Raw genomic sequence first — 24,451 nt, 5'->3', positions numbered from 1 at the left:
CAGCGTGAGATTGGCTCCTTTCGAGGAAGTGGTGGCCGAATACGGCCGGATGGTGCTACGGGTGTGCCAGGCCGTGCTCGGTCCGACGGATGCCGCCGATGCGTGGTCGGAGACCTTTCTGTCTGCCCTGCGGGCTTACCCCGACCTCGACCCGAAGACGAATATCGAGGCCTGGCTGGTCACCATCGCGCACCGACGCGCGATCGATGTGGGGCGCGCACTGACCCGCGCACCCGTTCCCGCCGAAACCCTGCCCGAACGCACCGCGCCCGACGCCGACCCGGCTGATTACGACCCGGATCTGTGGGATGCACTCGCGTCGTTGCCGACCAAACAGCGCCAAGCGGTGGCCTACCACTACCTGGCGGGTCTACCGCATGCCGAAATCGCTCAACTGCTGGGCAATTCGACCGATGCCGCCCGCCGGGCCGCTGCCGACGGCCTCAAGACATTGCGCAAGCTCTACCCGAAGGATCGAACATGATGGCCACTATCGACCGGGATCCGGACGGTCTCTTCGACGGCCTGCCCCCGAACTCCGCCGAGATCCTGTCCCCATTGCATCGCCGGCTGACCGCCGACGCCGAGGCCGCGGGCCTGCTCGACGTCGCCTACCGCACGCTGGACACGCCGGTCGGCACACTGCTGCTCGCAGCCACTCCCGCGGGCCTGGTGCGAGTCGCCTACCCCAACGAGAACCACGACACCGTGCTCACCACACTCGCCGAGCGGATCAGCCCGCGCATCCTGGCCGCCCCGGGGCGCCTGGCCGCAGCGGCCCGCGAGATCGACGAGTATTTCGCCGGTGCGCGAACACGATTCGATCTGCGACTCGATCTGCGGTTGACGGTCGGATTCCGGCGCCAAGTGATCGAGCATCTCAGCGATATCGGCTACGGAAATCGCGAAAGCTACGCCGATGTCGCTGCGGCCGTTGGTAATCCGCGTGCGGTGCGCGCGGTCGGATCGGCCTGTGCACATAACCCGCTGCCAGTGGTTATCCCGTGCCACCGGGTGGTGCGCAGTGACGGTTCGATCGGCCAGTATGTCGGCGGTGTCACCGCCAAGACCACCCTGCTCACGCTTGAAGCGGCATGAAGGAGAAGGTCGTGAAAACCCTTGCCGCATTGGAAGAGCGAGTCGAAGCACAGCCGTGGATTGCCCTGACCGAGGAGATCGACGCCTACGGCTGCGCCCAGACCGGCCCGCTACTGACCCCGGAAGAGTGCGCCGAATTCACCGCCATGTGGGCGGATCCGGACCGCTTCCGGTCGACGATCGACATGGCTCGCTATCGCTTCGGCCAGGGCACCTACCGGTACTTCACCGATCCGCTCCCCGCGTCGATCATGCTGCTGCGCAGGGCTTTCTATCGCAAATTGCTGTCCCTCGCCCGCACCTGGGCCGATCGGCTCGGCGATCCGAAGCCTTGGCCCGACGATTTCGACGACTGGCTCGACGCCTGCCACGCCGTCGGTCAAACGAAGCCGACGCCAATCCTGTTGCGCTACATCGAAGGTGACTGGAATGCCCTGCACCGCGACCTCTACGGCGAACTCGTCTTCCCGCTGCAGGTCGTCATCGGCCTGGACCGGCCCGGCATCGACCATTCCGGCGGTGAATTCCTCCTGGTCGAACAACGCCCTCGCGCACAATCCAAGCCGACGGTCACCATCCTGGAACAGGGCCACGCGCTCGTCTTCACCACTCGGGACCGGCCGACCCCAGCGACGCGCGGTTGGTCTCGCGCCCCGATCCGCCACGGTGTCAGTCGAATTCGCAGCGGTCACCGCCATACCCTTGGCCTGGTCCTGCATGACGCCGAATGAGATGTACACCCTGACCGACCCCACGGATCCCTGACCGGCTACGCGGATGGGTTGCCCGCCGGACGAGCCCTGCTCGACCTCGAATCGCCGAGCTGCTGCCGCTGGGCGGAGAGCGGCCGGATCCGGGGAATATCGGCGGCAACTGTGTGATTGCATGGTGGCATGACGAGCGCTGAGTTGTTGGTCGATGCCTTCGGACGGGTGCGCGAGAATGTGCACGGCGCGGTCGCGGGGCTCGGACAGGATGAACTGGCGGTTCAAATCGATCCGGACGCGAACTCCATCGCCTGGCTGATCTGGCATCTGACCCGGGTGCAGGACGATCACATCGCGGACGTGGCGGGTCTGGAACAGGTGTGGACGGGGGCGGGCTGGGCCGCGCGGTTCGGCCTGCCGTTTGTCGATGAGGCAACCGGCTACGGGCACCGCGCCACAGAGGTCGCCGAACTCGGCGGAATTTCCGCCGAGCTGCTGTTGGGGTACTACGACGCGGTGCACGCGCAGACGCTCGACTATGTCTCCGGACTCACCGATGCCGATCTGCCTCGTATCGTCGACACCCGCTGGGATCCGCCGGTAACTCTGGGCGTGCGGCTGGTCAGCGTCGTCGACGACGATATCCAGCACTCCGGCCAGGCCGCGTTCATTCGCGGAGTGCTGCTGCGCCGCAGGTAGTTTCAGTGCTCGGGCGTGTCCCCGACCAGCAGGTCGGCGGCGCGGCCGGCCACCTCCAGGTGGGTGCGCTCGTTGTGGTCGGCGGCGAGGAAATGTCTGCCGACCGCCAAACAGAACGCGAGCAGCGCGCGGGCTTCGATTTCGTCCGGATCCGAGTAGATCTTGCCGAACAGTTCGCGCGCGTATTCCATCCGGTAGTTGTCCACGCGACGTAGCCGTTCGGCGACCGTCGGATCGCGGCGGGCCCAGTCGCGGACGGCGAGGTCGATGGGCAGGCGTTCGTCGGAGAAAGTGAGCAGGCCCGCGCGCCGGATTTTGGTCCGCGGATCGCCGCCTTCGCTCTCGACCTGCGCGCGAACCGCATCGGTGCTCTCGCGCTCCCACGTTTCGAGCATTTCCGTGAGCAGCGCCTTGCGGTTGGCGAAATGCCCGTAGAAGCCGCCTTTGGTGACACCGAGCGCCTGCGCGAGGCTCTCGATGCGGACAGCATCGGGACCGCCAGTCGCCAGCGCCAACAGGCCCTGCTCGATCCAGCCGCTTCGTGGGGTGCGAGTGACGGCAACCATACCTTCAGTATCGCGGACGGTGTTGACACCGGCGTGCCATTGGCTACGATCGAAGTATACGGCACCGTATATTTGAAAGCCGTTGGTACATCGGCCAATTGCGAGGGCATCGGTGCTCTCGCCAACGAGAGGAGACCGTCGTGACGGTCGGATTTGTCGGATTGCACTACCCACGACCCGAGGATTTCGACGATTTCGTCGCCCGGGTCCGTCAGGTCGCCGAGGTAATGCGCTCGACACCGGGATGCCTATCCGCCGACTGCTGGATCACCACCGACGGTGACGATGCGGTCGTCTCCACCGCACAGTGGGAATCCGACGCGGCATTCGCGGCGTCCTTCGCGGCGATCGTGGCGGCGGAGGTGGACGTCACTTTCGATGAGCGCGAACGCCGCCCGCGCCAGATCATCAAACTCGCGTCCCGGTGACGGCCGCGAATATGGATGGGGCAATGCGGCTACCAAATTCCGCGCACACCGCCCGGCCCTGGCGGATCCACGACATAGCGCCCGATTTTCGGGTCGAGGATGTCTGGGAATTGCCGACCCCGGGTGGTCCGGACGACCTTCCGCGGCTGGTGCGGCAGATGGCCTCGGGTAATAATTCGAGTGAATTCTCCGTCGTCTACCGACTGCTCTTCGCGATCCGCTGGAAGCTCGGTGCGCTCCTCGGCTGGGACAAGGCCGATGCGGGCATCGCGGCCCGCGTACCCTCGTTGCGTGATCGCTTGCCCGCTGATCTGCGTGGCGCACCTGGGCCAGCCTTCGCGGGCGCGCCGTTTCGCTCTGTCTATCTGACCGACACCGAATGGGCCGGTGAGATTGCCAACCGAACCATGCACGGCGTGATGCACATCGGTTGGGTGCGCGACGAAACCGGTGGCTATCACGGCCGAATGGCGGTGCTGGTCAAGCCGAACGGACCGCTCGGCAAGCTCTACATGGCCGGAATCCTGCCCTTCCGCTATCTGCTGGTGTACCCGGCGCTGATGCGCGGAATAGAGCGTGGGTGGCGGGCGCAGATGGGCGATCCGGTTGCGGGATAACCGGTTCGCCCTGGATCGCCAACTATCAGCTGCCTCGGGGGAGGAGTGGGACGACGGCTTCGGCGATTTCGGTGACGTTATCGCACGGGGAGAGTTTGCGGGGGTGGAGGCCGCGCGGGTCGTCCACGAGGATGTAGAGGGAGCCGGATTTCATATCGGCAGTGATAGTGCAGCCGCCGGGGACGTCGGGGCGGGCCTCGTAGCGTAGGGCCTTGCGGCCGTCGATGGTGAGTTCGGTTGCGGTGGGGAACTTTTCGCGAACCTGGGCGAGAGTTCCATCGGTTGTCTGGACACGGAATGTGTATGTGCTCTGCGCGACGTACAAGCAGCCCTTCCAGTGGGAATTGCCCGTCGAATCCTGCTTGGGCGTGGGAGTGCGAGCATTCCACTGGTGTTCGGACAGGAACTGGGGCGTCAGCGCGGTGCAGGGGTCGAATCCTGTGTTCGCTGCGCTGGGCGGTGTCGCCGAGGTACTGGACGTGACAGCGGCGGACGTCGAGGTCGATGTCGAATTGCTTCCACCACCGCATGCCGCGAGGACGATGGCCGCAGCCGCGATCAGCAGGCCCACTCTCGTAGAGCGCTCGGCGCGGATCCTCATATGTGGATCTCGCGCATCCGGCTGGCGAAGTCCTCATCGGTGCGCTCATAGGCGTCACGGATGGCCTTGAACAGCGTCTGGATTTCTGTCGCAACCGCGATGTAGTCGCCGATCGCGTCGTAGGCGTTGTTCGGGCCGCCGAAGGCCTTCTCTCTGAACAGCTTCACCAGCTCGATCGCTGAGGTCAGGCGCGGGTTGCCCTCGCCGAGTCCCCAGGTCGACCGCTCGCCGAGGGCACGCGCGTCGTTCTGGGCCGAGGACAGGTCGATGATCAAGTTCTGGCAGGCCGCGTCGATATCCAGAAACGCCTGCGGCTCCATCCGCACCTTCAGCGCCCCGGTCTTCGCATCCTCGATACACCCGCCGAACAGGCTGTCTGCAGCCATAGCGGTCACCCCTTCTAGTAGTCCCGTCTGATCATAGAGACGCACGCGCCAGTAGGACGGTTCCGTCGAAACGCAGATCCGCGAAACCGGGCGTTCTCGGGCAGTCGGCGCGCGCTCCTTCTCGACCACCCGGACAAATGTGAGCTACTTCGCAAACTCGCGTATCGGTTGATGTTGGTCGTATGTCCAGAAGCGATGCCAAGGGTGTTGTCTCCGAAGGCAAACCGCAACGGATAGGCTGGAGGTGGAGTTGGTGCGAATCGCGCCGCCGAATATCGGAGGATGAGATCGATGCCGATCGCTGGCGAGCATGTCGATGTGCTCATTATCGGTGCCGGACTGTCCGGCATAGGCGCGGCGTATCACCTGCGGCGGGCTTTCCCGGGGAAGAGCTATGCGATTCTGGAGAGCCGCGACTCGATCGGAGGCACCTGGGATCTGTTCCGTTATCCGGGAATTCGCTCCGATTCCGATATGTACACCCTCGGCTATCGCTTCCGTCCGTGGCTGGGGGATAAGTCGATCGCCGACGGCGCGGACATTCTCGACTATGTGCGCGGCACCGCCGCCGAAAGCGGGATCGACCGCCACATCCGCTTCCGTCATCGGGTCGTCGGCGCCGAATGGTCGTCGCGGGACAACAGGTGGACGGTTCGCGCCGAACGTACCGATACCGGCGAAACTGTCACTCACACAGCCGGATTCCTGTTCTGCTGCTCCGGTTACTACCGCTATGACGAGGGCTACACCCCGGATTTCTCGGGTACCGAGCGTTTCGCAGGGCCGATCATCCACCCGCAGCACTGGCCGAGCGATCTCGACGTGGCGGGTAAGCACGTGGTGCTGATCGGCAGCGGCGCAACCGCGGTGACACTGGGACCCGCGCTGACCGACCAGGGCGCGCATGTGACGATGCTGCAGCGCTCACCGAGCTACATCATCTCCGCACCCGCCCGCGACGACCTCGCCGTCAAGGTGCGCGAATATCTGCCGTCCCGCGCCGCGTACACGGTGGCCAGGGCCAAGAATGTCGCGCTGGCCACCGCGATTTACCAACTGAGCCAACGGTATCCGCAATCCATGCGCAAGCGGATCAAGGGCTGGCAGCGGCGCTGGCTGCCCGAGGGTTACGACATCGATACCCACTTCACACCGACCTACAACCCGTGGGATCAGCGACTTTGTTTGGCGCCCAATGGCGATTTCTTCCGCGCGATCCGCAAGGGCCGGTTGGATCTGGTGACCGATAGGGTCGAGACTTTCACCGAGACGGGTCTGGCCCTGACCTCCGGCGCGACCCTCGATGCCGACATCATCATCACCGCAACGGGATTGAATCTGCTCGCCTTCGGCGGCATCGAGCTTTCCGTCGACGGACGGCCGGTACACCTCTCGGAACATATGGCCTACAAGGCGATGATGCTCTCCGATGTGCCGAATTTCGCGTACATCATCGGATACACCAACGCCTCGTGGACGCTGAAGGCGGATCTGGTGTGCGAGTACGTCGTTCGGCTGCTGCGCCACATGTACGACAACGGATACGCCCGGTGCACACCGGTGCGCGATCCATCCGTCGGCGCGGCCTCGCTATTCCTGAATTTCAATCCGGGCTACGTCCAACGCGCCGCGAGCCAATTCCCGATCCAGGGCACCAAGGCGCCGTGGCGCCTGCGCATGAATTATCTACGCGATCTGATTACGTTGCGCCACGGCAAGATCACCGATCGCGCGATGGTGTTCGAACGGTCGCGGGATCGGGATCCGGTGTCCACGCAGGGGTAATGCCAGGTCAGTGCGCTTCCTGGGGCTCGGACGACCGCGCGGTGGCGATCTTGCGCAATACGCTGGTCGCGTGGTCGTCGAACCGTTCGCGCGGAATATCGATGGTGCCGTCCAGCCACGGGCGGTACATATACGCCATCGCGCCGAAGATGGCGTTCGAGTTGAGGCTGTTCTCGTACTGGTCCGGTGGGGTCGGCGGTCCGTCGCCGCCCAATCCGATCGTCAGGGCGATCGGGGCGGTGAACAGTTCGATCAGCTCGTTGCCTCGGTCGCCGAGCATCCGCGTGGCCTGCGATTCCACGAACATGATCTGGCCGCGGCGGCGATCCTCGATCAGATAATCGGTGAATGCCGCAATAGCATGGCGAAATAGTTTCTCCGGTTCGGGCGGCGCGGTGGCCAGCGCCGCGAGCAGCCGTTCCTGGGCACCGAGAACGACCGTTTCCAATGCCGCGGTGAGCAGTGTATCCAGATTCGGGAAGCTCTCGTAGAAGTAGCGCTCGGTGAGTCCGGCCTGTCTGCAGACCCCGCGCATGGAGATGTCGGAGGCACCGATCGTGGCCATCAACTCGATGGCGGCCTCGACGAGTTGTTCGCGGCGCGCGGCGATTCGGTCGGCCGGGGGTGTGCCGCGCCAGCGGCGCATACCCGGTATCGATCCATCGGAAACGGCGTCGTTCATGGCTTGATCCTCCCATAGCCAGGAAGTTGACATCATGTGATGTTGACAGCATTTGATGTCGGCAATACATTGATCGTTCAGGGACCAGACGTGAGGACCATCAGATGGGCACTGCTTACGCCGATCAGGCTCATGCCATCAACGCGCGGGACGTCAGCTTCGATTTCGATTCGGTGCCGATGCACTACATTCCCGGCGAAGTCATGGCCACCCACATCATCAATGTGATGCACCTGGTGCTCCCCGAGGGCGAGCGCGCCATGGCGCAGGCGCTGGCCGAGGCGCTGCCGCTGATCGATGATGAACGATTGCGGGAAGAGGTCCGCGGCTTCATCGGTCAGGAGACGATGCACGCCGGTTCTCATGAAAAGGCTCGCCACCAATTGGAGCGCCTTGGACTCGAGGTCGGCCCGATGGTGGATCGCGTCGCCTGGCTGATCGATCGGTTGCTCGGCGACCACGGACTGTCCGGCCGGGCCAAACACGAATGGCTGTGTGAGCGACTGGCCCTGTTCGCCGGGATGGAGCACTACACGGCCGTCATCGGCGAATGGCTACTGACCAATGACACATTGGCGGCCAAGGGGATGCATCCGGCAATGCTTGATCTCGTCCGCTGGCACGGCGCCGAGGAGGTCGAACATCGCAGCGTGGTCTACGACGCGTACATGTATCTCGACGGCGGCTATGCCCGCAAGGCGCGTCAGGCGCTGATCGCCAGTTCGGGATTGCTCGCGCTGTTCGTGATTTCGAGCGCCTACCTGTTCCATCACGACCCGTCGCCGAATAAGGGCCGGTGGTGGCCGCTACAGATGGCCAGCGCCTCGCTGCGCGGCGTGGTGCCGAGCATCACCACCTTCATCACCGAGATTCCGCGCTATCTGCGGCCGGGATTCCATCCCTCCCAACTCGGTCCGATGGATAACGCACTGCGCTACCTCGCGCAGTCGCCGGCGGCACGGACATGACCGCCGTGGAGGAGCAGTTCCGGCCGGGTTCCGGGCTGCGGATGATCGCGTCGGCGGTGGACACCTATAGGCGGGTATTCACCGAAGGGAAAGCGGCGCAGCTACTTTCGCGGCCTCAGCCGGTGCGCCACACCGGCTACGATTTCGAGCTGGCGATCATGGGAATCGAGGTCGAGGCCGACGATGTGGTCAGCCTGACCCTGTGCGATCCGGGCGGCGCGGACCTGCCCGCCTGGATGCCGGGCGCTCATATCGATGTATTCCTGCCCTCGGGGCGGCAGCGGCAGTACTCGCTGAACAGCGATCCGGATGATCGCAGCTGCTACCGAATCGCGGTGCGGTACATGGCCGATGGCGACGGTGGTTCCCGCGAGATCCACGAGCAGCTGCGCGTCGGCGACCGGCTGCGCGTACGTGGACCGCGCAACGCTTTCCCGCTCATCAACGCGCCGGAGTATTTCTTCGTGGCGGGTGGTGTCGGGATCACGGCGATTCTGCCGATGGTCACCGCCACCGAACGTGCCGGAATACCATGGCGGCTCATGTATTTCGGGCGCTCGCGGGCGCGAATGCCGTTCCTGTACGAGCTGGCCCACCTCACCGGTGGTGATGTGGTGGTGCGACCCGATGACGAGTTCGGGGTGCCGGATCCGCGGATGATCTTCGAACAGACACCGACCGGTGCTGCGGTATATGTCTGCGGACCATCAGGATTGGCGGAAGCCGCGCGCAAAGTGCTCCTGTTGCACGATCCGACGGCCTCGTTGCACACCGAGCGCTTCTCGGCGGCACCGGTCAGCGACGGCACACCGTTCCATATTCGATTGTGCCGCACTGGAACCGAGGCCGATGTTGCGGCCGATGAGTCCGCGCTGTCCGCGATCCGGCGGGCGGTGCCCGGCGTCGCCTACTCGTGCCAGCAGGGCTTCTGCGGGACGTGCCGGGCGAGTGTGCTCGCCGGTGAGGTGGACCATCGAGACCGGGCGCTACTGCCCGGCGAGCGGACCGATGCGATGCTCACCTGCGTATTGCGTTCTCGCGGTGGCGAACTCGAACTCGATCTGTAGACGGTTCATTCCGCGGCCGGGAAGATGCCGGGCAATGTCATGGCATATTCGAGATCGGCGCGGGTGCCGAGCGTGGTGAGCAGCACGCGGATCATGGTCAGCCGAGCGGCGGCAACGGTTTCCGCGTCCGGCTCGGCGCCGGGCGCGGTACCTGCCGAGATGCGGTAGACCACGTACTCACAAACATGCAGGGCCGCATCGAGATCCAGCGGCGAGGGGATCACGCGGCCCAATTCCGTGAATGTTTCACGCACCAGCGCGCGGATGTCGTCCAATGCCTGCTCGCGATAGGCCGATACCGGTGAGGCCGGATCGTGCAGTTCGGCGAACAGCGGGCGCAGCATCGCACCGTGCCCGCGGGCCCATCCGAGGTAGGCGTCGATGAGACGGATGCCGAGTTCGACAGGTTCGTCCGGACCGGTCAGTGCCGTCCGGATGCCGTCGACGAGGCCCTTGTTGGATGCCTCCAACACGACGTGCAGCGGTTCGGTGGCATTGCCGAAGTAGCGGTAGAAGGTGGGACGGGCCAGTCCGGCCTGTTCGATGATCTGGGCGACGCTGAGTCCGCGCGAGCCGCCGCGGGTGAATACCGCCGCGGTGGCGAGCACGATGCGGGCGCGGACCTCCTCGGCCTGCTCCCGGGTCTGCGGTGGTCGGCCGCGCCGGACCGCGCTCTTCGTCTGGGAACTGTCAGTGGACATGGTGACGCCTCACAACTCGAAGCCTGGCCCGTGTGTGTTCCACACCCGACAGCTTGACACGCGGCGTGGCACCCGCATTAATCTAACACTAGTGTTCAGGAAATAGATGAACCGGCTTACCGCCTCGTCCAGCACAGGCGCCCGACCAAGGAGAGGGCCGACAATGACGACCGCCCGCCAGTTGACCGAACCGATGGCCCTGCCCGCGGCCCTGGTGCAACCTCTGCTAGATCGTGCGATCGCGGGCGGTGCCGCCGCGGTCGAGGTATTCGCGCCCGTGACCGGGCGCAAGATCGCGGATCTGCCGCAGTCCTCGACCGGCGATATCGAGGCCGCCTTCGCGACCGCGCGCACCGCGCAGCGAGAATGGGCGCGGCGCTCGGTCCGCGATCGGGTCGCGGTGCTGCGGAAATTCCACGACATCGTGCTGGCCGAACAGGCCACCATCCTCGATATCGTGCAAACCGAGACCGGTAAGTCGCGGGCGCACGCCTTCGACGAGGTCGGCGATGTCGCGGTCAATGCCAGGTACTACGCGTCGGTCGCGCCGAAGCTGTTGGCGACCCGCAGGCCGCGCGGTGTGCTGCCGGTATTGACCCAAGTCGATGTGCGGCAGCGGCCCAAGGGCGTGGTCGCGGTGATCTCGCCGTGGAACTATCCGCTGGCCCTGGCCGTCTCTGATGCACTGCCTGCATTGGTGGCCGGAAATGCCGTGGTCGCGCGCCCGGACAACCAGACCGCGCTGACCGCGCTGTGGGCCATCGATGCCGCCGAGCGTGCCGGGCTGCCGCATGGACTTTGGCAGGCGGTGCTCGGCCGCGGTTCGGTGATCGGTAGTGCGGTGATCGCGCGCGCCGACTACGTCGACTACACCGGATCCAGTGCCACTGGCCGGACCATTGCGCAGCAGGCCGGGGAAAGGCTCATCGGCTATTCGCTCGAACTCGGTGGCAAGAATCCGCTGTTGGTCCTGGGCGATGCGGATGTGTCCCGGGCGGCCAAGATCGCGATTCGGGCCTGCTTCGCCTCGGCTGGGCAGCTGTGCGAGTCGATGGAGCGCATCTATGTACACGACAAGGTGTATGACCAGTTCGTCGGCGAATTCGTCGCGCATGTGCGGGCGATCGAATTGGGCGGTGCGCTCGACTATTCGTGCGATATGGGATCTTTGACGTTCCAGCGCCAAGTGGACACCGTCAGTGCGCATGTCGACGATGCCCTCGCGAAGGGCGCCGAGGTACTGGTGGGCGGGAAGGCACGTCCCGATCTCGGACCGTACTTCTACGAGCCGACTGTGCTGACCGGGGTGCGCCCCGGGATGGCGGTGTATCGGGAAGAGACCTTCGGGCCGGTGGTGTCGATCTATCGGGTCGGCAGCGACGACGAGGCGGTCGAGCAGGCCAATGACACCGCGTACGGGCTGAATGCGAGTGTCTGGACCAAGGATGTCGTTCGAGGTCGCAAGGTAGCCGCACGTATCAACGCGGGTTCGGTGAATGTGAACGAGGGCTTCATCGCGGCCTGGGGTAGTGCGGACGCGCCATCGGGTGGGCTCGGCATTTCGGGTACCGGGCGTCGGCACGGTCCCGAGGGCTTGTTGAAGTACATCGACACCCAGACGATCGCGGTGCAGCGGGTGCTCCCGATCGCACCGCTGCCCGGCATGTCCGAGGAACTGTGGGCGAAGACCATGACGCTGTATTTCGGCGTCATGAAGGCACTGCGTCAGAAGTGATCGGGCCAAAAGCAGTGCGCTGCAATCTATTTAATAAAGAAGCAGGATGAGAACGGATGAAACTGGATACGGTTGCGGATAAGAAGGTCCTGGTCACGGGCGCGGCTATGGGCCTCGGTAAGCAGTTCGCCGAGCGTGCGGTGCGCGAGGGGGCCGCCGCGGTGGTGCTGTGGGATGTCAACGAATCCGCGCTGAAGGAGACCGCGGTCGAGTTGTCCGGTCGCGGTGTCGCCATTCATCACTATGTTGTCGACGTGTCCGCGCAAGAAGCCATCAGCGAGGCCGCGGCGGCGGTGCGCGCCGAGGTCGGCGATATCGACATCCTGATCAACAATGCGGGCATCGTGCGCGGCAACAGCTACTTCTGGGAGACCACCGATCGCGCCGATATCGATAAGACCATGGCGATCAATTCCCTTGCGCCGATGTACATTACGCTCGAATTTCTGCCCGCGATGGTACGCGGCACGGGTGCGTCGCGCGTCATGACCATCGCATCGTCGGCGGGTCTGGTTTCCAATCCGCGCATGAGTGTGTATGCGGCCTCGAAGTGGGCGGCGCTCGGCTGGTCCGATTCGGTGCGCATCGAACTCGAACAGGCGGGCCACCACCACGTGCGGATCACCACAGTCTGTCCGACCTATATCAACACCGGAATGTTCGATGGCGCAAAGGGTTTCCTGTTCACACCGATTCTGGAGCAGGCCGATGTCGTCGATACCTCATGGCGGGAAATGAAGGCGGGCGCGCCACTGGTGATCTTGCCGTGGACATCGCGGCTCAACAAGGCGATCTCCGGCCTGCTGCCGATCAAGCTGCGCGATCTGTTCCTGAACTCGGTTGGCGTGTACCACTCGATGGACGAATTCACCGGGCGCAAGAAGTAGCGGCCCACGTCACGTATTCGGCTTGGTGCCGATGACGACGGTGGCGTAGTGCTCATCGGATTCGGCGATGCGGCCGGTGAAGCCGTGTGTGGTGAGGACGGTGATCGCGGGCCGGGCCTGGGCTTGGCTGGATTCCACCAGCAGATGACCGCCCGGCGCGAGCCAGGTGCGGGCGGCAGCGACGACCCGGCGGAAGATATCCAGGCCATCGGGTCCGCCGTCGAGGGCGATGCGTGGTTCGTGATCGCGTGCCTCGGGCGGCATTCTGGAGATCATCTCCGATGGCACGTACGGGGTGTTGGCGAGCAGGATATCGATGCGGCCGCACAATGCACGAGGAAGCGGTTCGAAGAGGTCGCCCTCGTAGACGTGCGCACCGATCGGCGTGAGGTTGCGGCGGGCGCATTCGACAGCGGTGGGTTCGATATCGGCGGCGGCGAGTTCTATCGGGCGGCCTTCGGCGGCCAAGGTTGTCGCTAGGGCGAGACCCAATGCGCCTGAGCCGCAGCACATATCGACGACGACAGGCTGCGCGGGCATAACGCGAGCAAGTTCGGCGGCTTGGTCGACGAGGAAGGCCGTGCGCTGGCGCGGAACGAAAACGCCCGAGGTAACCGCCACGCGGATGCCGCGGAATTCGGTCCAGCCGAGCAGATATTCCAGTGGTGTTCCGGAAACCCGCTGCGCGACCAAATCCGCGAGATCGGCACCCGTCTGTGCCGCGGCGGCGGTGAGCAACCGCGCCTCGTCCTCGGCGAATACACAGCCCGCCGCGCGCAGTTGCGCGACCACATCTCCGCTTGTTGTCATCGGGATATCGTGCCGTGTGAAGCGAGTGTGGTGGGTCCGAGCGTGCACTTTTGCGCCGGATTCGGCGATTCGTGGCACTTCAGACAGTGCACGCTCGGACCCATTTCGCTCAGCGCGAGGTGGCGAGCTGGAACGTTCGCGTCGCGTCCAGATAGATGCCGTGCTGCGCCTGCTTGGCCGGTGGCGGCAACTGCGATACCAGCTGGTCCAGTGAGGTGGTCGCCCCGACCACCCGAGTGCCCGCGACAATGAAATCGGCGACCGCGCGCCGGATGTGGTTCGGCGAGGTGACCACGACCGCGCTGTTCGCGCCGATATCACGCAGCATCTTGGTGCTGAACAGTGCGTTTTGCACCGTCGATCCGGCCCGGCTCTCGACATTGACCCGGGATGCGGGCAGCCCTTTGGCGACCAGCCAGGCCCGCATGGCCTCGGCCTCGCTGACCCCGTTCTGTGGATTACCGCCGGTGACGACGACCGGTGAAAGTGGCGAGGCGACCGCCTGCAACCAGGCCGCGGCCAGCCGGTTCACCAGTTCTGGGCGCAGCGAACCGTCCGGGAGCAGGCCGTAGCCGAGTACCACGATTCCGGTCTGCGGCCCGACGATCGCGGGCAGCGGATTCGGCAGGGTTGCGACCGCGGCGCCGATCGCGCCGAGCACATTGTTGGTGGCCTGGGCCATTGCCGGGTCGACGACGGTGAGGCGGGCCAGCGAATCGGCCAAGGCGGGCAGGTCATCGGCGTAATGCGACCAGATCGCCTGTAGCGATAGGGCCTGCGCGTCGTTCGGGTCGGCGGCGATCAGCTGTCGGAGTTCGGCGCGTCCGGCGGACTCATCGCCGTCGGTGAAGGCGCGCTGGGCGGAGTTGTAGAGGGCGTCGGTTTCCGGCGCAGCGTTGGCGGGCGTGCCGGATAGTCCGGTGATGGTCGCGGCCGCGAACGCGGTGGCGACCCATAGTTTCCAATGCCTCGAGATCTTCACCACAGTCGACACCTTTCCACGCGTGAAACGGGATTCCGGTAGGTCAGCTGACAGTTAGCTGTGGGCAAGCACACTCACGATACGACTGGTAGTGGACATACTCGGGTAATTGCCCGGCGTTGTCTCCGGCATTAGGGCACACCGTGGGGCACGCGCCGTGACCGAGCGCAGCGAGGAAGTCATCGACACAGCGCCCCCTTGGTCGCAGCGGAGCCGAGCGCTAGCGACGCGCGGCTGCGGCCGCACAACCGGGAGCGCGAGGTAGCCGATAAGGTGTGACAACGTGGATACCGTTTCGCTGTCCGGCAAGGAACTCGCCGCCGCTATCAACGCCGACACCAAGGAGCGTGCCGCCGCGCACACCGCGAGCGGAACCGCGCCGCGCCTGGCACTGATCGTGGCCAATGACGATCCGGCCAGCGCGTGGTACGTGAATTCGCTGCGCAAGGCCGCCGAACGTCTCGGAATAGTTTGCGACACCATCGAACTCGGCGCCGCCGCGAGCATCGAACGGATTCGCGACGAACTCACCGCCCGCAGCGCGGACACCACCATCGACGCGATCATGCTGCAGACCCCGCTGCCCACCGGTGTCACCCTCGACGATGTCAGCTCCGCCATCGCCGCCACCAAGGACGTCGACGGTGTCAGCCCGCTCTCACTCGGCCTGCTGGCCTCCGGACTCGACGGTTTCGTCCCCGCCACCTCCGAGGCCGTCGTCGAATTACTGAAGCATCACGACATCCCGCTCGCCGGTCGGCATGTCGCCGTCGTTGGCCGCTCCAATATCGTCGGCAAACCCCTTGCTCAACTCCTGCTCGCCGAAAACGCCACCGTCACCATCTGCCATTCCCGCACCACCGACCTCCCGGCCGTCACCTCGGCAGCCGATATCGTCGTAGCGGCCGCCGGCCGCATCGGCCTGGTCACCGGTAAACACGTGCGCGCGGGCGCCACCGTCATCGATGTAGGCACCAACGAATCCGCTGACGGCACAATCGTCGGCGACGTCGAAGCCGAAACCGTCCGCGGCAAGGCTGCGGCCCTCAGCCCCGTCCCCGGCGGCATAGGCCCGGTAACCACCGCCCTCCTCATGCGCCACGTTGTCACCGCCGCCGAAAACGCCAGCCGAGCCTGATCAGCCTCGGTGCCAAGGATTTCGGCCCGCGCAGCTCCACGCATCCCCGTCCTGTCCGCGCAGGATCCGTCGGATGGGTCCGCGTATTGCTCCCGCTCGTAGCGCACGTCGGTGCCCATCACCCACTTCGTGCCGTGGGTGACCGGTTTGTCGTCGTGCCAGAGCGCATGATCGACGCCAGTCGGGGCGAATCCCGAATCCGTTGCCTTGGTGATGATTTCGGTGCATTCGGTGACGGCGACCGGCAACGCGACAGAAGCGCGTCCGCGCTCCGGCGGCGGTCTCCACCTTCGTAGTCGGACCGAAGGCAAAGTCCAACTTGCCCCGATTCAGCTCTGAGCCGGTGGGGAAGTCGACGAGATCTTCGTCCCAGTGGGATACGCCGCCTGCGAATCGAGTGCGGCAAGCAATTCACGAAGCGTTGTGCGCTGCTCGGTGCTCAAACTGGCGAAGACCTCCTCGGCAGCCGCACGGCGGGCTGCGGCCATCTGGGAGAGCGTGGCGCGGCCGGAGTCGGTCAGCGTTACGAGGGTTGAGCGGCGGTTGGTCGGGTCGGGTGCGCGCGAAACCAGGTCCGCGGCTTCGAGCGCATCGACGACGGTGGTGGCCGATCGCGGAACGATGCCGAGGTGATCGGCGAGCGCCGCCATCCGCAGGGGCTCGTCGTGGTGGCCGATAATGCGGAGCGCCCGGGCCTGACCTGGGGTGATACCCATCGGTGCGAGTCGGGCGACCTGGTTGCGGCGGATGCTTTTCGCGGTGCGCAGGAATAGCTCGGGGAGATCGGGATCGAGCGTGGTATCCATTTGTTGAGCATAGCTCATTGTTTTTGGAACAATTATGAGGCATCCTCAGTTTCATGACGTAGTCATCGGAAGGAGGCGCCTATGCAGCCCCCACATCAGCTTCGCCGGATCGTCCGGCTGTTCCGCCCGTACCGTGCGCGTCTAGCACTGGTGGCCGCTCTCGTCGGTCTGTCGTCACTGGTCGCGCTGGCATCGCCGTTCATGTTGCGTGGCATCCTCGATAACGCGCTGCCACACGGTCGCACCGGCTTGCTCACCGCACTCGCGGTGGGCATGGTCGCGGTCGCCACACTCACGAGCATCTTCGGTGTGCTCCAGACCTACATTTCCACCGCGGTCGGTCAAGAGGTCATGCACGATCTGCGCGCCGCGGTGTATGCGCAATTGCAGCGAATGCCGTTGTCGTTCTTCACGACCACCCGCACCGGCGAGGTGCAGTCGCGTATCGCCAACGATATCGGCGGCATGCAATCGACGGTCACCTCGACCGCGACCTCACTGGTCTCGAACTTCACCACGGTCATCGCCTCGGTGATCGCCATGATCGCCCTGGACTGGCGGCTCACCGTGGTCTCACTGATCATGCTGCCGTTCTTCGTCTGGATCAGTCGGCGCGTCGGCGACGAACGCAGGAAGATCACCGCGCAACGGCAGCAGAAATTGGCGGGCATGTCGGCGATCGTGGAGGAGTCGCTCTCGGTGAGCGGCATTCTGCTCGGGCGCACGATGGGTCGCGCACCCACGCTGGTCGACGATTTCGCGAAGGAATCGCGTGGACTGGTGGACCTGGAGATCCGGTCCGGCATGGCCGGCAGGTGGCGGCAGTCGACGATTCAGATCGTCATGGCGGCCATGCCCGCGATCGTCTACTGGGCGGCGGGATTGACTGTGGCGGCGGGACATCCGCTGGTGTCGATCGGCACCCTTGTTGCCTTCACGACCTTGCAGACGAGCCTGCTGCGGCCGATGGTGCAGTTGCTGTACACCGGCGTGGAGGTCCAGAGTTCGATGTCGCTGTTCGGCCGGATCTTCGAATACCTGGACCTGACGCCGGATATCGAAGAACCGATGAATCCGGTGCCGGTACCGGATTCGGGCGTGCGGGGCGAGGTCCGCTTCGAGCACGTCGGCTTCACCTATGGATCCGGAATGCGGGATGTATTGCAGGACATCGATATCACCGTCCCTGCCGGATCCAGTCTAGCCATCGTCGGCGAAACCGGTTCGGGCAAAACCACACTCGGCTACCTGGTGGCACGACTCTACGATGTGACATCCGGGCGGGTCGAGATCGACGGAATCGATGTGCGGGACTTGTCCTTCGCCGATCTCGCGGCCGCCGTCGGTGTGGTCTCGCAGGAGACCTACCTGTTCCATGCCTCGGTCGCGGACAATCTGCGTTTCGCCAAACCCGATGCGACCGACGAGGAGTTGCACGCGGCGGCCCGGGCCGCGCAGATCCACGACCAGATCGCGAGTCTGCCGGACGGCTACGACACGCTGGTCGGCGAGCGCGGCTACCGTTTCTCCGGCGGCGAGAAGCAGCGCTTGGCGGTGGCACGCGTGATCCTGCGCAATCCGCCGATCCTGGTACTCGACGAAGCCACCAGCGCACTGGACAACCGGACCGAGCAAGAGGTGCAGGCCGCCATCGACGCGCTGTCGGAAGGTCGCACCACCATCACCATCGCGCACCGGCTCTCCACCATCCGCGATGCCGACCAGATCGTCGTACTCGACCGCGGCCACATCGTCGAGCGCGGCACCCACCGCGAGCTCATCGATTCCGACGGCCGCTACGCCGCCCTGTCCTCCGGTGCGGACCTCCTCCGAGCCGCCTGAGCCGCCGCACCCGACAAAGGTGCGGCCCTTCAGACAGGTTCGGGGTCGGTTGTGGCGCGGGTGTCGAATTCGTTGCGGGCGGAGAGGATTTCGCCCTGGTGGCGCACCGACCAGACCCCCATCGCGTGGCTGAGTTCCCCGAGACTGGCGCCCAATTCCGTCAGTGAGTACTCGACGCGCGGCGGGACGGTGGGATAGACGGCGCGGTGGACCAGTCCGTCGCGCTCCAGGTTGCGCAGGGTGCGGGTCAGCATCTTCTGGGTGATGCCGTCGAGTCGACGGCGCAGATCGTTGAAGCGCACCGGCTCGCCCGCCATGCGCAGCACACCGAGGACCAGGAGCACCCATTTGTCGGCGAGCACCGTCAGCACTTCGCGCGCCGGGCAGTTGGTCAGATAGCTCTTGACCAGGTTGTCGGAGCCGGAGCAGTCGACAATGGTATCCATCGGGTACCTCGGGATCATTGAAGTGCCTTCTTTCCCTTGGATACTAAGGGACAGCAGAATCGGTGGCATGCTCGCAATTACGCAACAAACATTCGGTGGTCCCGAGGTCCTGGAAATCGTCGAGGAAGATCGCCCGAGCGCCGGACCGGGCGAGGTGCTGGTGCGGGTCGCCGCTACCGGTATGAATGCGGCGGACTGGAAGCTGCGGTCCGGACTGTTGCGCAAACTCGGGGATCCGCCGTTCACCCTCGGCATCGATGTCTCCGGGATCGTCGATGCGGTCGGTGCCGGTGTCGAGCAATTCCGGGTCGGGGACGAGGTCTACGGCGTGGTACTCAGCCGGTCCGGCAGTTATGCGGAATACGTTGTGGCGCAGGCGGATATCCTCGCGCCGAAACCGGCGATCCTGGATCATATCCATGCGGCCGCCGTGCCGACCGCGGTGCTGACCGCTTGGCAGGGACTCGCCGAAGTCGTTGCCGGACAACGCGTGCTGGTCCATGCGGCGGCAGGTGGTGTCGGACATTTCGCGGTGCAGATCGCGAAGGACCGCGGCGCGTATGTGATCGGCACGGCGCGCGCCGCCAATCACGAATTCCTGCGGGGTATCGGCGCGGATGAGGTGATCGACTACACGACAAGCGATTTCGCGGAGATGGTGCGTGATGTCGATGTCGTCTTCGATCTCGTCGGCGGTGCCTACGGATCGAGGTCGCTGCCGGTGCTCGCCGCGGCCGGTCGTCTGATCGATGCGCAGGGCAATGATGCCGAGGACGATCCGCGCTACCAGCGGCTGTATGTCAATCCGTCCGGCCGCGATCTAGGCGAGCTGGCGGCCCTGTTCGAGGCCGGTCGGTTGCAGGTGGAGATCGATCAGGTACTGCCGATGGCCGACGTGGTCAAGGCCCATCACCTGAGCGAATCCGGGCACGTGCGCGGGAAAGTCGTACTGGTGCCGTGGAATTCGCCGGTGTGACGGTCAGGTCGCGCCGATGCCGGTGATCAGCGTCCGGCTGCCCACCCGCGCCGTCGTGACGACCTGGGGTTTGTAGGTGATCGATGTCGAATCGAGCCGATACTCGGTCACCTGCACCAGGTACTGGCCGATGAGGGCTCCCGGCGTAATACTGATGCAGTGGGTGGTACCGACCGGAATGCCATCGATGCCCTGTTGAATCGTCCTGGCAGGGGAGACGGATGCGTTGGGCGTCACGAACTCTCGGGTCGCCACACCCGACCGGGTGACGTAATACGCGTACTGGAATGCGAGGATGACGCCCGGTCCGGAATCCAACCCGCCCGCACCATTACCGGTAATTGTGTTCCCGACCCGCTCGGCTGGGCACTGCGCCGTGGTCGTGGCCCCGGAGACCGCGACCTGGCCGGGTGTGGACGAGGCTACGGTCGCCGGTTGCGGAGTCGGCAGCAGCTGCACGGATGCCACCACCAGCAGTCCGGCCGCCGCGACCGACCCGACCAGTACGGGCATCCACCGACGCTTCGACGGATTCCGGACGGACCGATCGATGATGGCCGCCAATGCCTCCTCGTGCCGGAAGTAGTCCGGTGCAGGCGATTTCGGCTCCTCGGGAAGTTCGTCGACCCATTCGGACCGGTCGTTTCGATAGTCCAGCTCGTGCAGCCCGACTTCGCGATCTTCTGCCTGAATCGGGTTCTGCTGCACCCTATCCCGCTGGGATAGGTCCGGTGGGTAGTGGTTCGGATCGTGTCGGACGGCTACTGCGTCCGAAGCCTCCGAACGAATCGGGCTCTGGTGCACCGGATCTCGCTGGACGGGAGTTCCCCGGTTCGGGTCCTGCGCAACAGGTGCATGCCAATTCGGATCTTGGGGGACCGGGGTCTGCCGGCGCGGCCGCGGTGCAGCAGGCACCGGAGGGGTCGGATTCCGAGGGGTGGGCGCATGACGCATCGGTTCCGGCAACGTCAGCGGAAGCTGTTCGCTGTCCTGCGCAGTTGGCGTCTGGTGCATCGAGATGTGCGGAACCGGGGCGGGACGCGCCGGGACTTCCTGGATCGGAATCCGCGGTATCGGTCCGGTTTGCCTCAGGCCCTGGGGATTCGGGCGCTGGGGATTCGGGCCCTGGGGATTCGGAACATGTTGGCCGCGAATGCGCCGAAACGGGTCGGTATCCATCGGCGCCCGCTCGACCGGAACTCGGGGCACCGGCCCGGATTGCGTTGCGGCACGGTCGGTCGGAACGCGCCGCAGTGGACCCGTATCGATCGGTGCGCCGTCGACCGGGATTCGCGGAATCGGCCCGATCGGCGCGGTGTCCTCCGTGAATCCGATCCGGTGGAACGGGTTCGGCGGTGTCTGAGCCGGGTATGCCGTCGGCGCATCGAGCGGTTGTTGTGGCGCAGCGCTCGGCTGCTGCCCGGAATGCGCCCCTGAGGTCATATCCGGTCGATCCATCGCCCCACCTTCATCAGGTCATACGATCACGTGTATCCCGCAGTTGTATCAACCCCGGCAGGATACTGCCAGGTGTGCTGCGCGTGATGACATCGAGGGGCGGTGTCGCGCAGGGAAACGGACTGGTTACGGCTCACCAGTGCACGGTGACCGGATCGCCGACCCCGACGGTTTCGTAGTACCAGGCGGCATCGTCGGGAGCCAGGTTGATGCAGCCGTGGCTGACATTGGCGTAGCCCTGCGAATCCACCGACCATGGTGCGGAGTGCACGAAAACGCCACCCCACGTGAGGCGTTCGGCGTATTCACCATTGATGACGTACCCCTCGGGCGAGCTCAGCGGAATCCCGATGGTGCGCGAATCGAAGACGACCGAACGGAACTTTTCCAGCACCGGGAAGGTGCCGGTCGGCGTCTCCCAGCCCGGCTTGCCCATGGACGCGGGCATCGATCGCGCGACCGCACCACCGATGCTCACGGTGAACGTATGCGCCGACATATCGGCGTCGCCCACTACGCCCGCATTGGTGCGGAACTCTGTGCGCGCGTTACCGACCTGCACCGAGATCGGCGCCCGAGCCGGCAGGAAACTCGTTGGTGTCCAGGTCAATTCACGATCGCCGGTCCAGGAGATGGTGCCCGGCAGTTGGTCGGTGGCCCGGATATCGACCAGCCGTTCGGCGCGCTCGCGGTTGGCGACCGGGTTGGCGAATCGAATCGTCACGGGTGCCGCGATGCCGACTTCCTGGCCCGCGGATGGGGTTATCGCGGCGACCGCGTCGGCGCTGGGTTTCAGAATCGTGGTGGCGATTGCCGCTCCGGACCCGAATGCAGCCAAGGCGACAACGGTGATCGCGAGGAACAGATATCTGAGTGCGGTCCGCATGGTCCACCCCTTCACGCTGGTGTGGGACGCAGAAATCCATTCTAGGACTTCATGATCAACCCGACGTACCGGTTCTGTAACAGCCGTCCGAGTCCACAGCTTTTCGGATAGGGGCGACATACCCGGCATAAAGTCCGACAAACTATCCAACCGTTCGGTCTAATTCAGCCGCGCACGGCGTGCAATACGTCGGTGTGCAATGCGTCCGCGCGGGCGGTGATCTCGTCGATGCGGATCAGCACCGATGCGAACTTGGCGGCTTGTTCGGCATTGAGCGAACCGACATTGATTTCGATATTGAGCTGCGAACTGGTGGCGGCCGCCCGCGCCGCATCGGCGGCGGCGCCGATATCGGTGACCACGTTGGGGTTGCCGATCGGCAGCAGTTCGGTGGCGAGGGAGAGCACCTCATCGGCCTCGTCGACGACCGCGGCGGGCACCCGGGCCGCCTCGAGCAGCGCGGCGGCAATCGCATCGGTGCGCGCGGTGGCCTGCTCCGGAGAATCCTTCGGCAACTTGTAGGCGTGGCCGACGGCGGTGAATGCCGCGGCGTCGGCATCGGCGAGGGCCAGCGCGCGCTCGCGAGCCGCATCGGCCGCCTCGATGATCCGGTCGATGACCGGCCAGTGCTCGGCATCCTTGGCTCGAGTGGTGTAGCGCGCGACCATCGCGACCAACGCGGCGCCCTGTGCGGCGTGCAGCGCGGCGACAGCGCCACCACCTGGTGCGGGCACCTTCGCGGCCAGGTCGTTCAGGTACTGCGCGAGAGTGGCCTCAGCGAAGGCGGGCTGCGACACGGCGGGTGGCCTTTCATTTCCTGTGACGACAGTGGTGAACTACGGCGAATACGCTACCGCCCGCGCCGGAGTAGCCGGTGCGCGGCCGGTGCGTAGCTGCGGTTATGTTGAGTGCTATGCGGATCGGATTGAGCATCAACTACTCGGGCGGCTTCAAAGAGGCGGCCGCCGAGGTGGCCGACCTGGAAAAGGCCGGACTCGACATCGTGTTCGTGCCGGAGGCCTACTCGTTCGACGCGGTGAGCGCGCTCGGGTATCTGGCGGCCAAGACCACCCGGCTGCAGCTGGCCTCGGGCATCCTGCAGATCTACACCCGCACCCCGAGTCTGACCGCGATGACCGCCGCCGGCCTGGACTTCGTCTCCGATGGCCGGTACATACTCGGCATCGGCGCATCGGGCCCACAGGTGATCGAGGGCTTCCACGGCGTCCCCTATGACGCGCCCATCGGACGCACCAGGGAACTGGTGGAGATCTGCCGCACAGTGTGGCGCCGGGAGCGGCTGGAGTACCAGGGCAAGTACTACCAGATCCCGCTGCCCGCCGACCGGGGCACCGGCCTCGGCAAACCACTCAAGTTGATCAATCATCCAGTGCGCGAACGTATTCCGGTGCTGCTGGCCGCGCTCGGCCCGAAGAATGTGCAGCTGGCCGCGGAGATCGCCGAGGGCTGGCAGCCGATCTTCTTCATACCGGAGAAGGCCAAGGAGATCTGGGGCGAAGCACTGGATGCCGGTCTGGCCAAGCGAGATCCGGTCCTCGGCGAGCTGGACGTCTACGCCGGGCCCGCACTGGCCATCGGCGAAAACGTCACGCCGCTACTGGAATTCGTGAAACCGCATCTGGCGCTCTACATCGGCGGCATGGGCGCCAAGGGCAAAAACTTCTATCACACGCTGGCCACCAAGTACGGGTACGGCGCCGAGGCGGACCGGATCCAGGAGCTGTACCTGGCGGGCAAGAAGGAAGGGGCCGCCAAGGTGGTCCCGGACGATCTGGTTCGCGATATCTCGCTGGTCGGTCCGGCCGGATTCGTGCGGGAGCGGGTCGCCGCATTCCGCGAGGCGGGTGTCACGGTGCTGAATGTGGTGCCGATGGCGGCGACCCCGGCCGAGCGGGTCAAACTGATCGAGCAACTTCGCGAACTCTGTGTCTGATCAGCAGCGCCTGTGGCGCTGCGTGTTCGTGACGCCCTGGTGTGCGGTGGCTTCGTATTCGCTCGTCCACAGTGCAAGAGACTGATGCCGGACTTCGTCCGGCAGCGCTCGATGGGCGCGGCCGAGTAGTCGAGACTCGCGCCTTCGGCGCATGCGTTTCGACCACTCGGCCGCGAGACGGCCGCGAACGTCGCTCGTAAGACTCGCTCCGTCCCGGTCAGGTGGC

27 protein-coding genes are annotated in these 24,451 nt (G+C 65.2%); 15 read left to right on the top strand and 12 right to left on the bottom strand.

Annotation, left to right across the window (positions count from 1 at the left end; all coding sequences use genetic code 11):
• Nucleotides 1–4: 4 nt before the first annotated feature.
• The 4 genes from AB0J29_RS25115 to AB0J29_RS25100 all read left to right on the top strand — a co-directional run bounded on the left by AB0J29_RS25115 (nucleotide 5) and on the right by AB0J29_RS25100 (nucleotide 2,504).
• The gene (locus AB0J29_RS25115; protein ID WP_364790888.1) at nucleotides 5–484 is read left to right on the top strand and encodes a sigma-70 family RNA polymerase sigma factor; all 480 of its coding nucleotides are present in this window, start codon (nucleotides 5–7) and stop codon (nucleotides 482–484) included.
• Nucleotides 484–1,098 (top strand): methylated-DNA--[protein]-cysteine S-methyltransferase, encoded by a 615-nt coding sequence (locus AB0J29_RS25110; RefSeq protein WP_364790972.1) that lies wholly within the window; start codon nucleotides 484–486, stop codon nucleotides 1,096–1,098. The genes AB0J29_RS25115 and AB0J29_RS25110 overlap by 1 nt, the downstream gene beginning before the upstream one ends.
• The gene (locus AB0J29_RS25105; RefSeq protein ID WP_364790885.1) at nucleotides 1,095–1,829 is read left to right on the top strand and encodes a 2OG-Fe(II) oxygenase; all 735 of its coding nucleotides are present in this window, start codon (nucleotides 1,095–1,097) and stop codon (nucleotides 1,827–1,829) included. The genes AB0J29_RS25110 and AB0J29_RS25105 overlap by 4 nt, the downstream gene beginning before the upstream one ends.
• Nucleotides 1,830–1,991: 162 nt before the next feature.
• A complete protein-coding gene (locus AB0J29_RS25100) occupies nucleotides 1,992–2,504 on the top strand; it encodes a DUF664 domain-containing protein (protein ID WP_364790882.1) in 513 nt (170 codons plus the stop codon).
• Between the two features lie 2 nt (nucleotides 2,505–2,506).
• On the opposite strand, the gene AB0J29_RS25095 is transcribed toward AB0J29_RS25100, so the two are convergent.
• On the bottom strand, nucleotides 2,507–3,070 hold the full coding sequence (locus tag AB0J29_RS25095; RefSeq protein WP_364790879.1) for a TetR/AcrR family transcriptional regulator: 564 nt from the start codon (nucleotides 3,068–3,070) through the stop codon (nucleotides 2,507–2,509).
• Nucleotides 3,071–3,210: 140 nt separating this feature from the next.
• On the opposite strand from AB0J29_RS25095, the gene AB0J29_RS25090 reads away from it, so the two are divergent.
• Both AB0J29_RS25090 and AB0J29_RS25085 read left to right on the top strand, forming a co-directional pair.
• Complete coding sequence (locus AB0J29_RS25090; RefSeq protein WP_364790876.1) at nucleotides 3,211–3,498, top strand: antibiotic biosynthesis monooxygenase family protein; 288 nt, start codon at nucleotides 3,211–3,213, stop codon at nucleotides 3,496–3,498.
• Nucleotides 3,499–3,521: 23 nt separating this feature from the next.
• On the top strand, nucleotides 3,522–4,115 hold the full coding sequence (locus tag AB0J29_RS25085) for a DUF2867 domain-containing protein (protein ID WP_364790873.1): 594 nt from the start codon (nucleotides 3,522–3,524) through the stop codon (nucleotides 4,113–4,115).
• Between the two features lie 25 nt (nucleotides 4,116–4,140).
• Here the strand turns inward: AB0J29_RS25085 and AB0J29_RS25080 are convergent, their stop codons facing one another.
• Nucleotides 4,141–4,716, bottom strand: coding sequence for a DUF3558 domain-containing protein (locus AB0J29_RS25080; RefSeq protein WP_364790870.1), 576 nt, complete (start codon nucleotides 4,714–4,716; stop codon nucleotides 4,141–4,143).
• Nucleotides 4,713–5,231 (bottom strand): hypothetical protein, encoded by a 519-nt coding sequence (locus AB0J29_RS25075; RefSeq protein ID WP_364790867.1) that lies wholly within the window; start codon nucleotides 5,229–5,231, stop codon nucleotides 4,713–4,715. The genes AB0J29_RS25080 and AB0J29_RS25075 overlap by 4 nt, the downstream gene beginning before the upstream one ends.
• A 162-nt stretch (nucleotides 5,232–5,393) precedes the next feature.
• Here AB0J29_RS25075 and AB0J29_RS25070 point away from each other — a divergent pair, with 162 nt between their 5' ends.
• On the top strand, nucleotides 5,394–6,887 hold the full coding sequence (locus AB0J29_RS25070) for an NAD(P)/FAD-dependent oxidoreductase (protein ID WP_364790864.1): 1,494 nt from the start codon (nucleotides 5,394–5,396) through the stop codon (nucleotides 6,885–6,887).
• A 7-nt stretch (nucleotides 6,888–6,894) separates the two neighbouring features.
• Here AB0J29_RS25070 and AB0J29_RS25065 read toward each other — a convergent pair whose 3' ends face one another.
• A complete protein-coding gene (locus tag AB0J29_RS25065) occupies nucleotides 6,895–7,569 on the bottom strand; it encodes a TetR/AcrR family transcriptional regulator (protein WP_364790861.1) in 675 nt (224 codons plus the stop codon).
• A gap of 104 nt (nucleotides 7,570–7,673) precedes the next feature.
• Between AB0J29_RS25065 and AB0J29_RS25060 the strand changes: the two genes are divergently transcribed.
• Both AB0J29_RS25060 and AB0J29_RS25055 read left to right on the top strand, forming a co-directional pair.
• Complete coding sequence (locus AB0J29_RS25060) at nucleotides 7,674–8,537, top strand: metal-dependent hydrolase (protein WP_364790858.1); 864 nt, start codon at nucleotides 7,674–7,676, stop codon at nucleotides 8,535–8,537.
• Nucleotides 8,534–9,604, top strand: coding sequence for a PDR/VanB family oxidoreductase (locus AB0J29_RS25055; protein WP_364790855.1), 1,071 nt, complete (start codon nucleotides 8,534–8,536; stop codon nucleotides 9,602–9,604). Before AB0J29_RS25060 ends, AB0J29_RS25055 begins: the two co-directional genes overlap by 4 nt.
• A 5-nt stretch (nucleotides 9,605–9,609) precedes the next feature.
• On the opposite strand, the gene AB0J29_RS25050 is transcribed toward AB0J29_RS25055, so the two are convergent.
• On the bottom strand, nucleotides 9,610–10,305 hold the full coding sequence (locus tag AB0J29_RS25050) for a TetR/AcrR family transcriptional regulator (RefSeq protein WP_364790852.1): 696 nt from the start codon (nucleotides 10,303–10,305) through the stop codon (nucleotides 9,610–9,612).
• Between the two features lie 163 nt (nucleotides 10,306–10,468).
• On the opposite strand from AB0J29_RS25050, the gene AB0J29_RS25045 reads away from it, so the two are divergent.
• Nucleotides 10,469–12,040, top strand: coding sequence for a succinic semialdehyde dehydrogenase (locus tag AB0J29_RS25045; protein WP_364790849.1), 1,572 nt, complete (start codon nucleotides 10,469–10,471; stop codon nucleotides 12,038–12,040).
• Between the two features lie 56 nt (nucleotides 12,041–12,096).
• The gene (locus tag AB0J29_RS25040) at nucleotides 12,097–12,927 is read left to right on the top strand and encodes an SDR family NAD(P)-dependent oxidoreductase (RefSeq protein ID WP_364790846.1); all 831 of its coding nucleotides are present in this window, start codon (nucleotides 12,097–12,099) and stop codon (nucleotides 12,925–12,927) included.
• Nucleotides 12,928–12,936: 9 nt separating this feature from the next.
• On the opposite strand, the gene AB0J29_RS25035 is transcribed toward AB0J29_RS25040, so the two are convergent.
• Nucleotides 12,937–13,737, bottom strand: coding sequence for a putative protein N(5)-glutamine methyltransferase (locus tag AB0J29_RS25035; protein WP_364790843.1), 801 nt, complete (start codon nucleotides 13,735–13,737; stop codon nucleotides 12,937–12,939).
• Nucleotides 13,738–13,846: 109 nt separating this feature from the next.
• A complete protein-coding gene (locus tag AB0J29_RS25030) occupies nucleotides 13,847–14,722 on the bottom strand; it encodes a YdcF family protein (protein WP_364790840.1) in 876 nt (291 codons plus the stop codon).
• 280 nt (nucleotides 14,723–15,002) lie between these two features.
• Between AB0J29_RS25030 and AB0J29_RS25025 the strand changes: the two genes are divergently transcribed.
• Nucleotides 15,003–15,857 (top strand): bifunctional 5,10-methylenetetrahydrofolate dehydrogenase/5,10-methenyltetrahydrofolate cyclohydrolase, encoded by an 855-nt coding sequence (locus AB0J29_RS25025; RefSeq protein WP_364790837.1) that lies wholly within the window; start codon nucleotides 15,003–15,005, stop codon nucleotides 15,855–15,857.
• A 329-nt stretch (nucleotides 15,858–16,186) separates the two neighbouring features.
• Here the strand turns inward: AB0J29_RS25025 and AB0J29_RS25020 are convergent, their stop codons facing one another.
• Nucleotides 16,187–16,663 (bottom strand): MarR family transcriptional regulator, encoded by a 477-nt coding sequence (locus AB0J29_RS25020; protein ID WP_364790834.1) that lies wholly within the window; start codon nucleotides 16,661–16,663, stop codon nucleotides 16,187–16,189.
• An 81-nt stretch (nucleotides 16,664–16,744) separates the two neighbouring features.
• Here AB0J29_RS25020 and AB0J29_RS25015 point away from each other — a divergent pair, with 81 nt between their 5' ends.
• Nucleotides 16,745–18,505 (top strand): ABC transporter ATP-binding protein, encoded by a 1,761-nt coding sequence (locus tag AB0J29_RS25015; RefSeq protein ID WP_364790831.1) that lies wholly within the window; start codon nucleotides 16,745–16,747, stop codon nucleotides 18,503–18,505.
• 29 nt (nucleotides 18,506–18,534) lie between these two features.
• On the opposite strand, the gene AB0J29_RS25010 is transcribed toward AB0J29_RS25015, so the two are convergent.
• Nucleotides 18,535–18,951: a helix-turn-helix domain-containing protein gene (locus AB0J29_RS25010; protein ID WP_364790826.1), complete on the bottom strand. Its 417-nt coding sequence runs from the start codon at nucleotides 18,949–18,951 to the stop codon at nucleotides 18,535–18,537.
• A 67-nt stretch (nucleotides 18,952–19,018) separates the two neighbouring features.
• Between AB0J29_RS25010 and AB0J29_RS25005 the strand changes: the two genes are divergently transcribed.
• Nucleotides 19,019–19,927: an NADP-dependent oxidoreductase gene (locus AB0J29_RS25005; RefSeq protein ID WP_364790823.1), complete on the top strand. Its 909-nt coding sequence runs from the start codon at nucleotides 19,019–19,021 to the stop codon at nucleotides 19,925–19,927.
• A 3-nt stretch (nucleotides 19,928–19,930) separates the two neighbouring features.
• Here the strand turns inward: AB0J29_RS25005 and AB0J29_RS25000 are convergent, their stop codons facing one another.
• The 3 genes from AB0J29_RS25000 to AB0J29_RS24990 all read right to left on the bottom strand — a co-directional run bounded on the left by AB0J29_RS25000 (nucleotide 19,931) and on the right by AB0J29_RS24990 (nucleotide 23,068).
• The gene (locus AB0J29_RS25000) at nucleotides 19,931–20,635 is read right to left on the bottom strand and encodes a hypothetical protein (protein ID WP_364790820.1); all 705 of its coding nucleotides are present in this window, start codon (nucleotides 20,633–20,635) and stop codon (nucleotides 19,931–19,933) included.
• Between the two features lie 883 nt (nucleotides 20,636–21,518).
• Nucleotides 21,519–22,271: a L,D-transpeptidase gene (locus tag AB0J29_RS24995; RefSeq protein ID WP_364790817.1), complete on the bottom strand. Its 753-nt coding sequence runs from the start codon at nucleotides 22,269–22,271 to the stop codon at nucleotides 21,519–21,521.
• 164 nt (nucleotides 22,272–22,435) lie between these two features.
• Nucleotides 22,436–23,068 carry a cyclodeaminase/cyclohydrolase family protein gene (locus tag AB0J29_RS24990; protein WP_364790814.1) on the bottom strand — a complete coding sequence of 211 codons (633 nt, stop codon included), beginning with the start codon at nucleotides 23,066–23,068 and terminating at the stop codon, nucleotides 22,436–22,438.
• A gap of 116 nt (nucleotides 23,069–23,184) precedes the next feature.
• On the opposite strand from AB0J29_RS24990, the gene AB0J29_RS24985 reads away from it, so the two are divergent.
• Nucleotides 23,185–24,225 carry an LLM class F420-dependent oxidoreductase gene (locus tag AB0J29_RS24985; protein ID WP_364790811.1) on the top strand — a complete coding sequence of 347 codons (1,041 nt, stop codon included), beginning with the start codon at nucleotides 23,185–23,187 and terminating at the stop codon, nucleotides 24,223–24,225.
• Nucleotides 24,226–24,451 lie beyond the last annotated feature (226 nt).

The sequence above is a fragment of the Nocardia sp. NPDC049707 genome (genome assembly GCF_040674855.1).
GTDB lineage: Bacteria > Actinomycetota > Actinomycetes > Mycobacteriales > Mycobacteriaceae > Nocardia.
The sequence above is the reverse complement of the archived record's forward strand: the minus strand, read 5'-3'. Positions and strand labels throughout refer to the sequence as shown.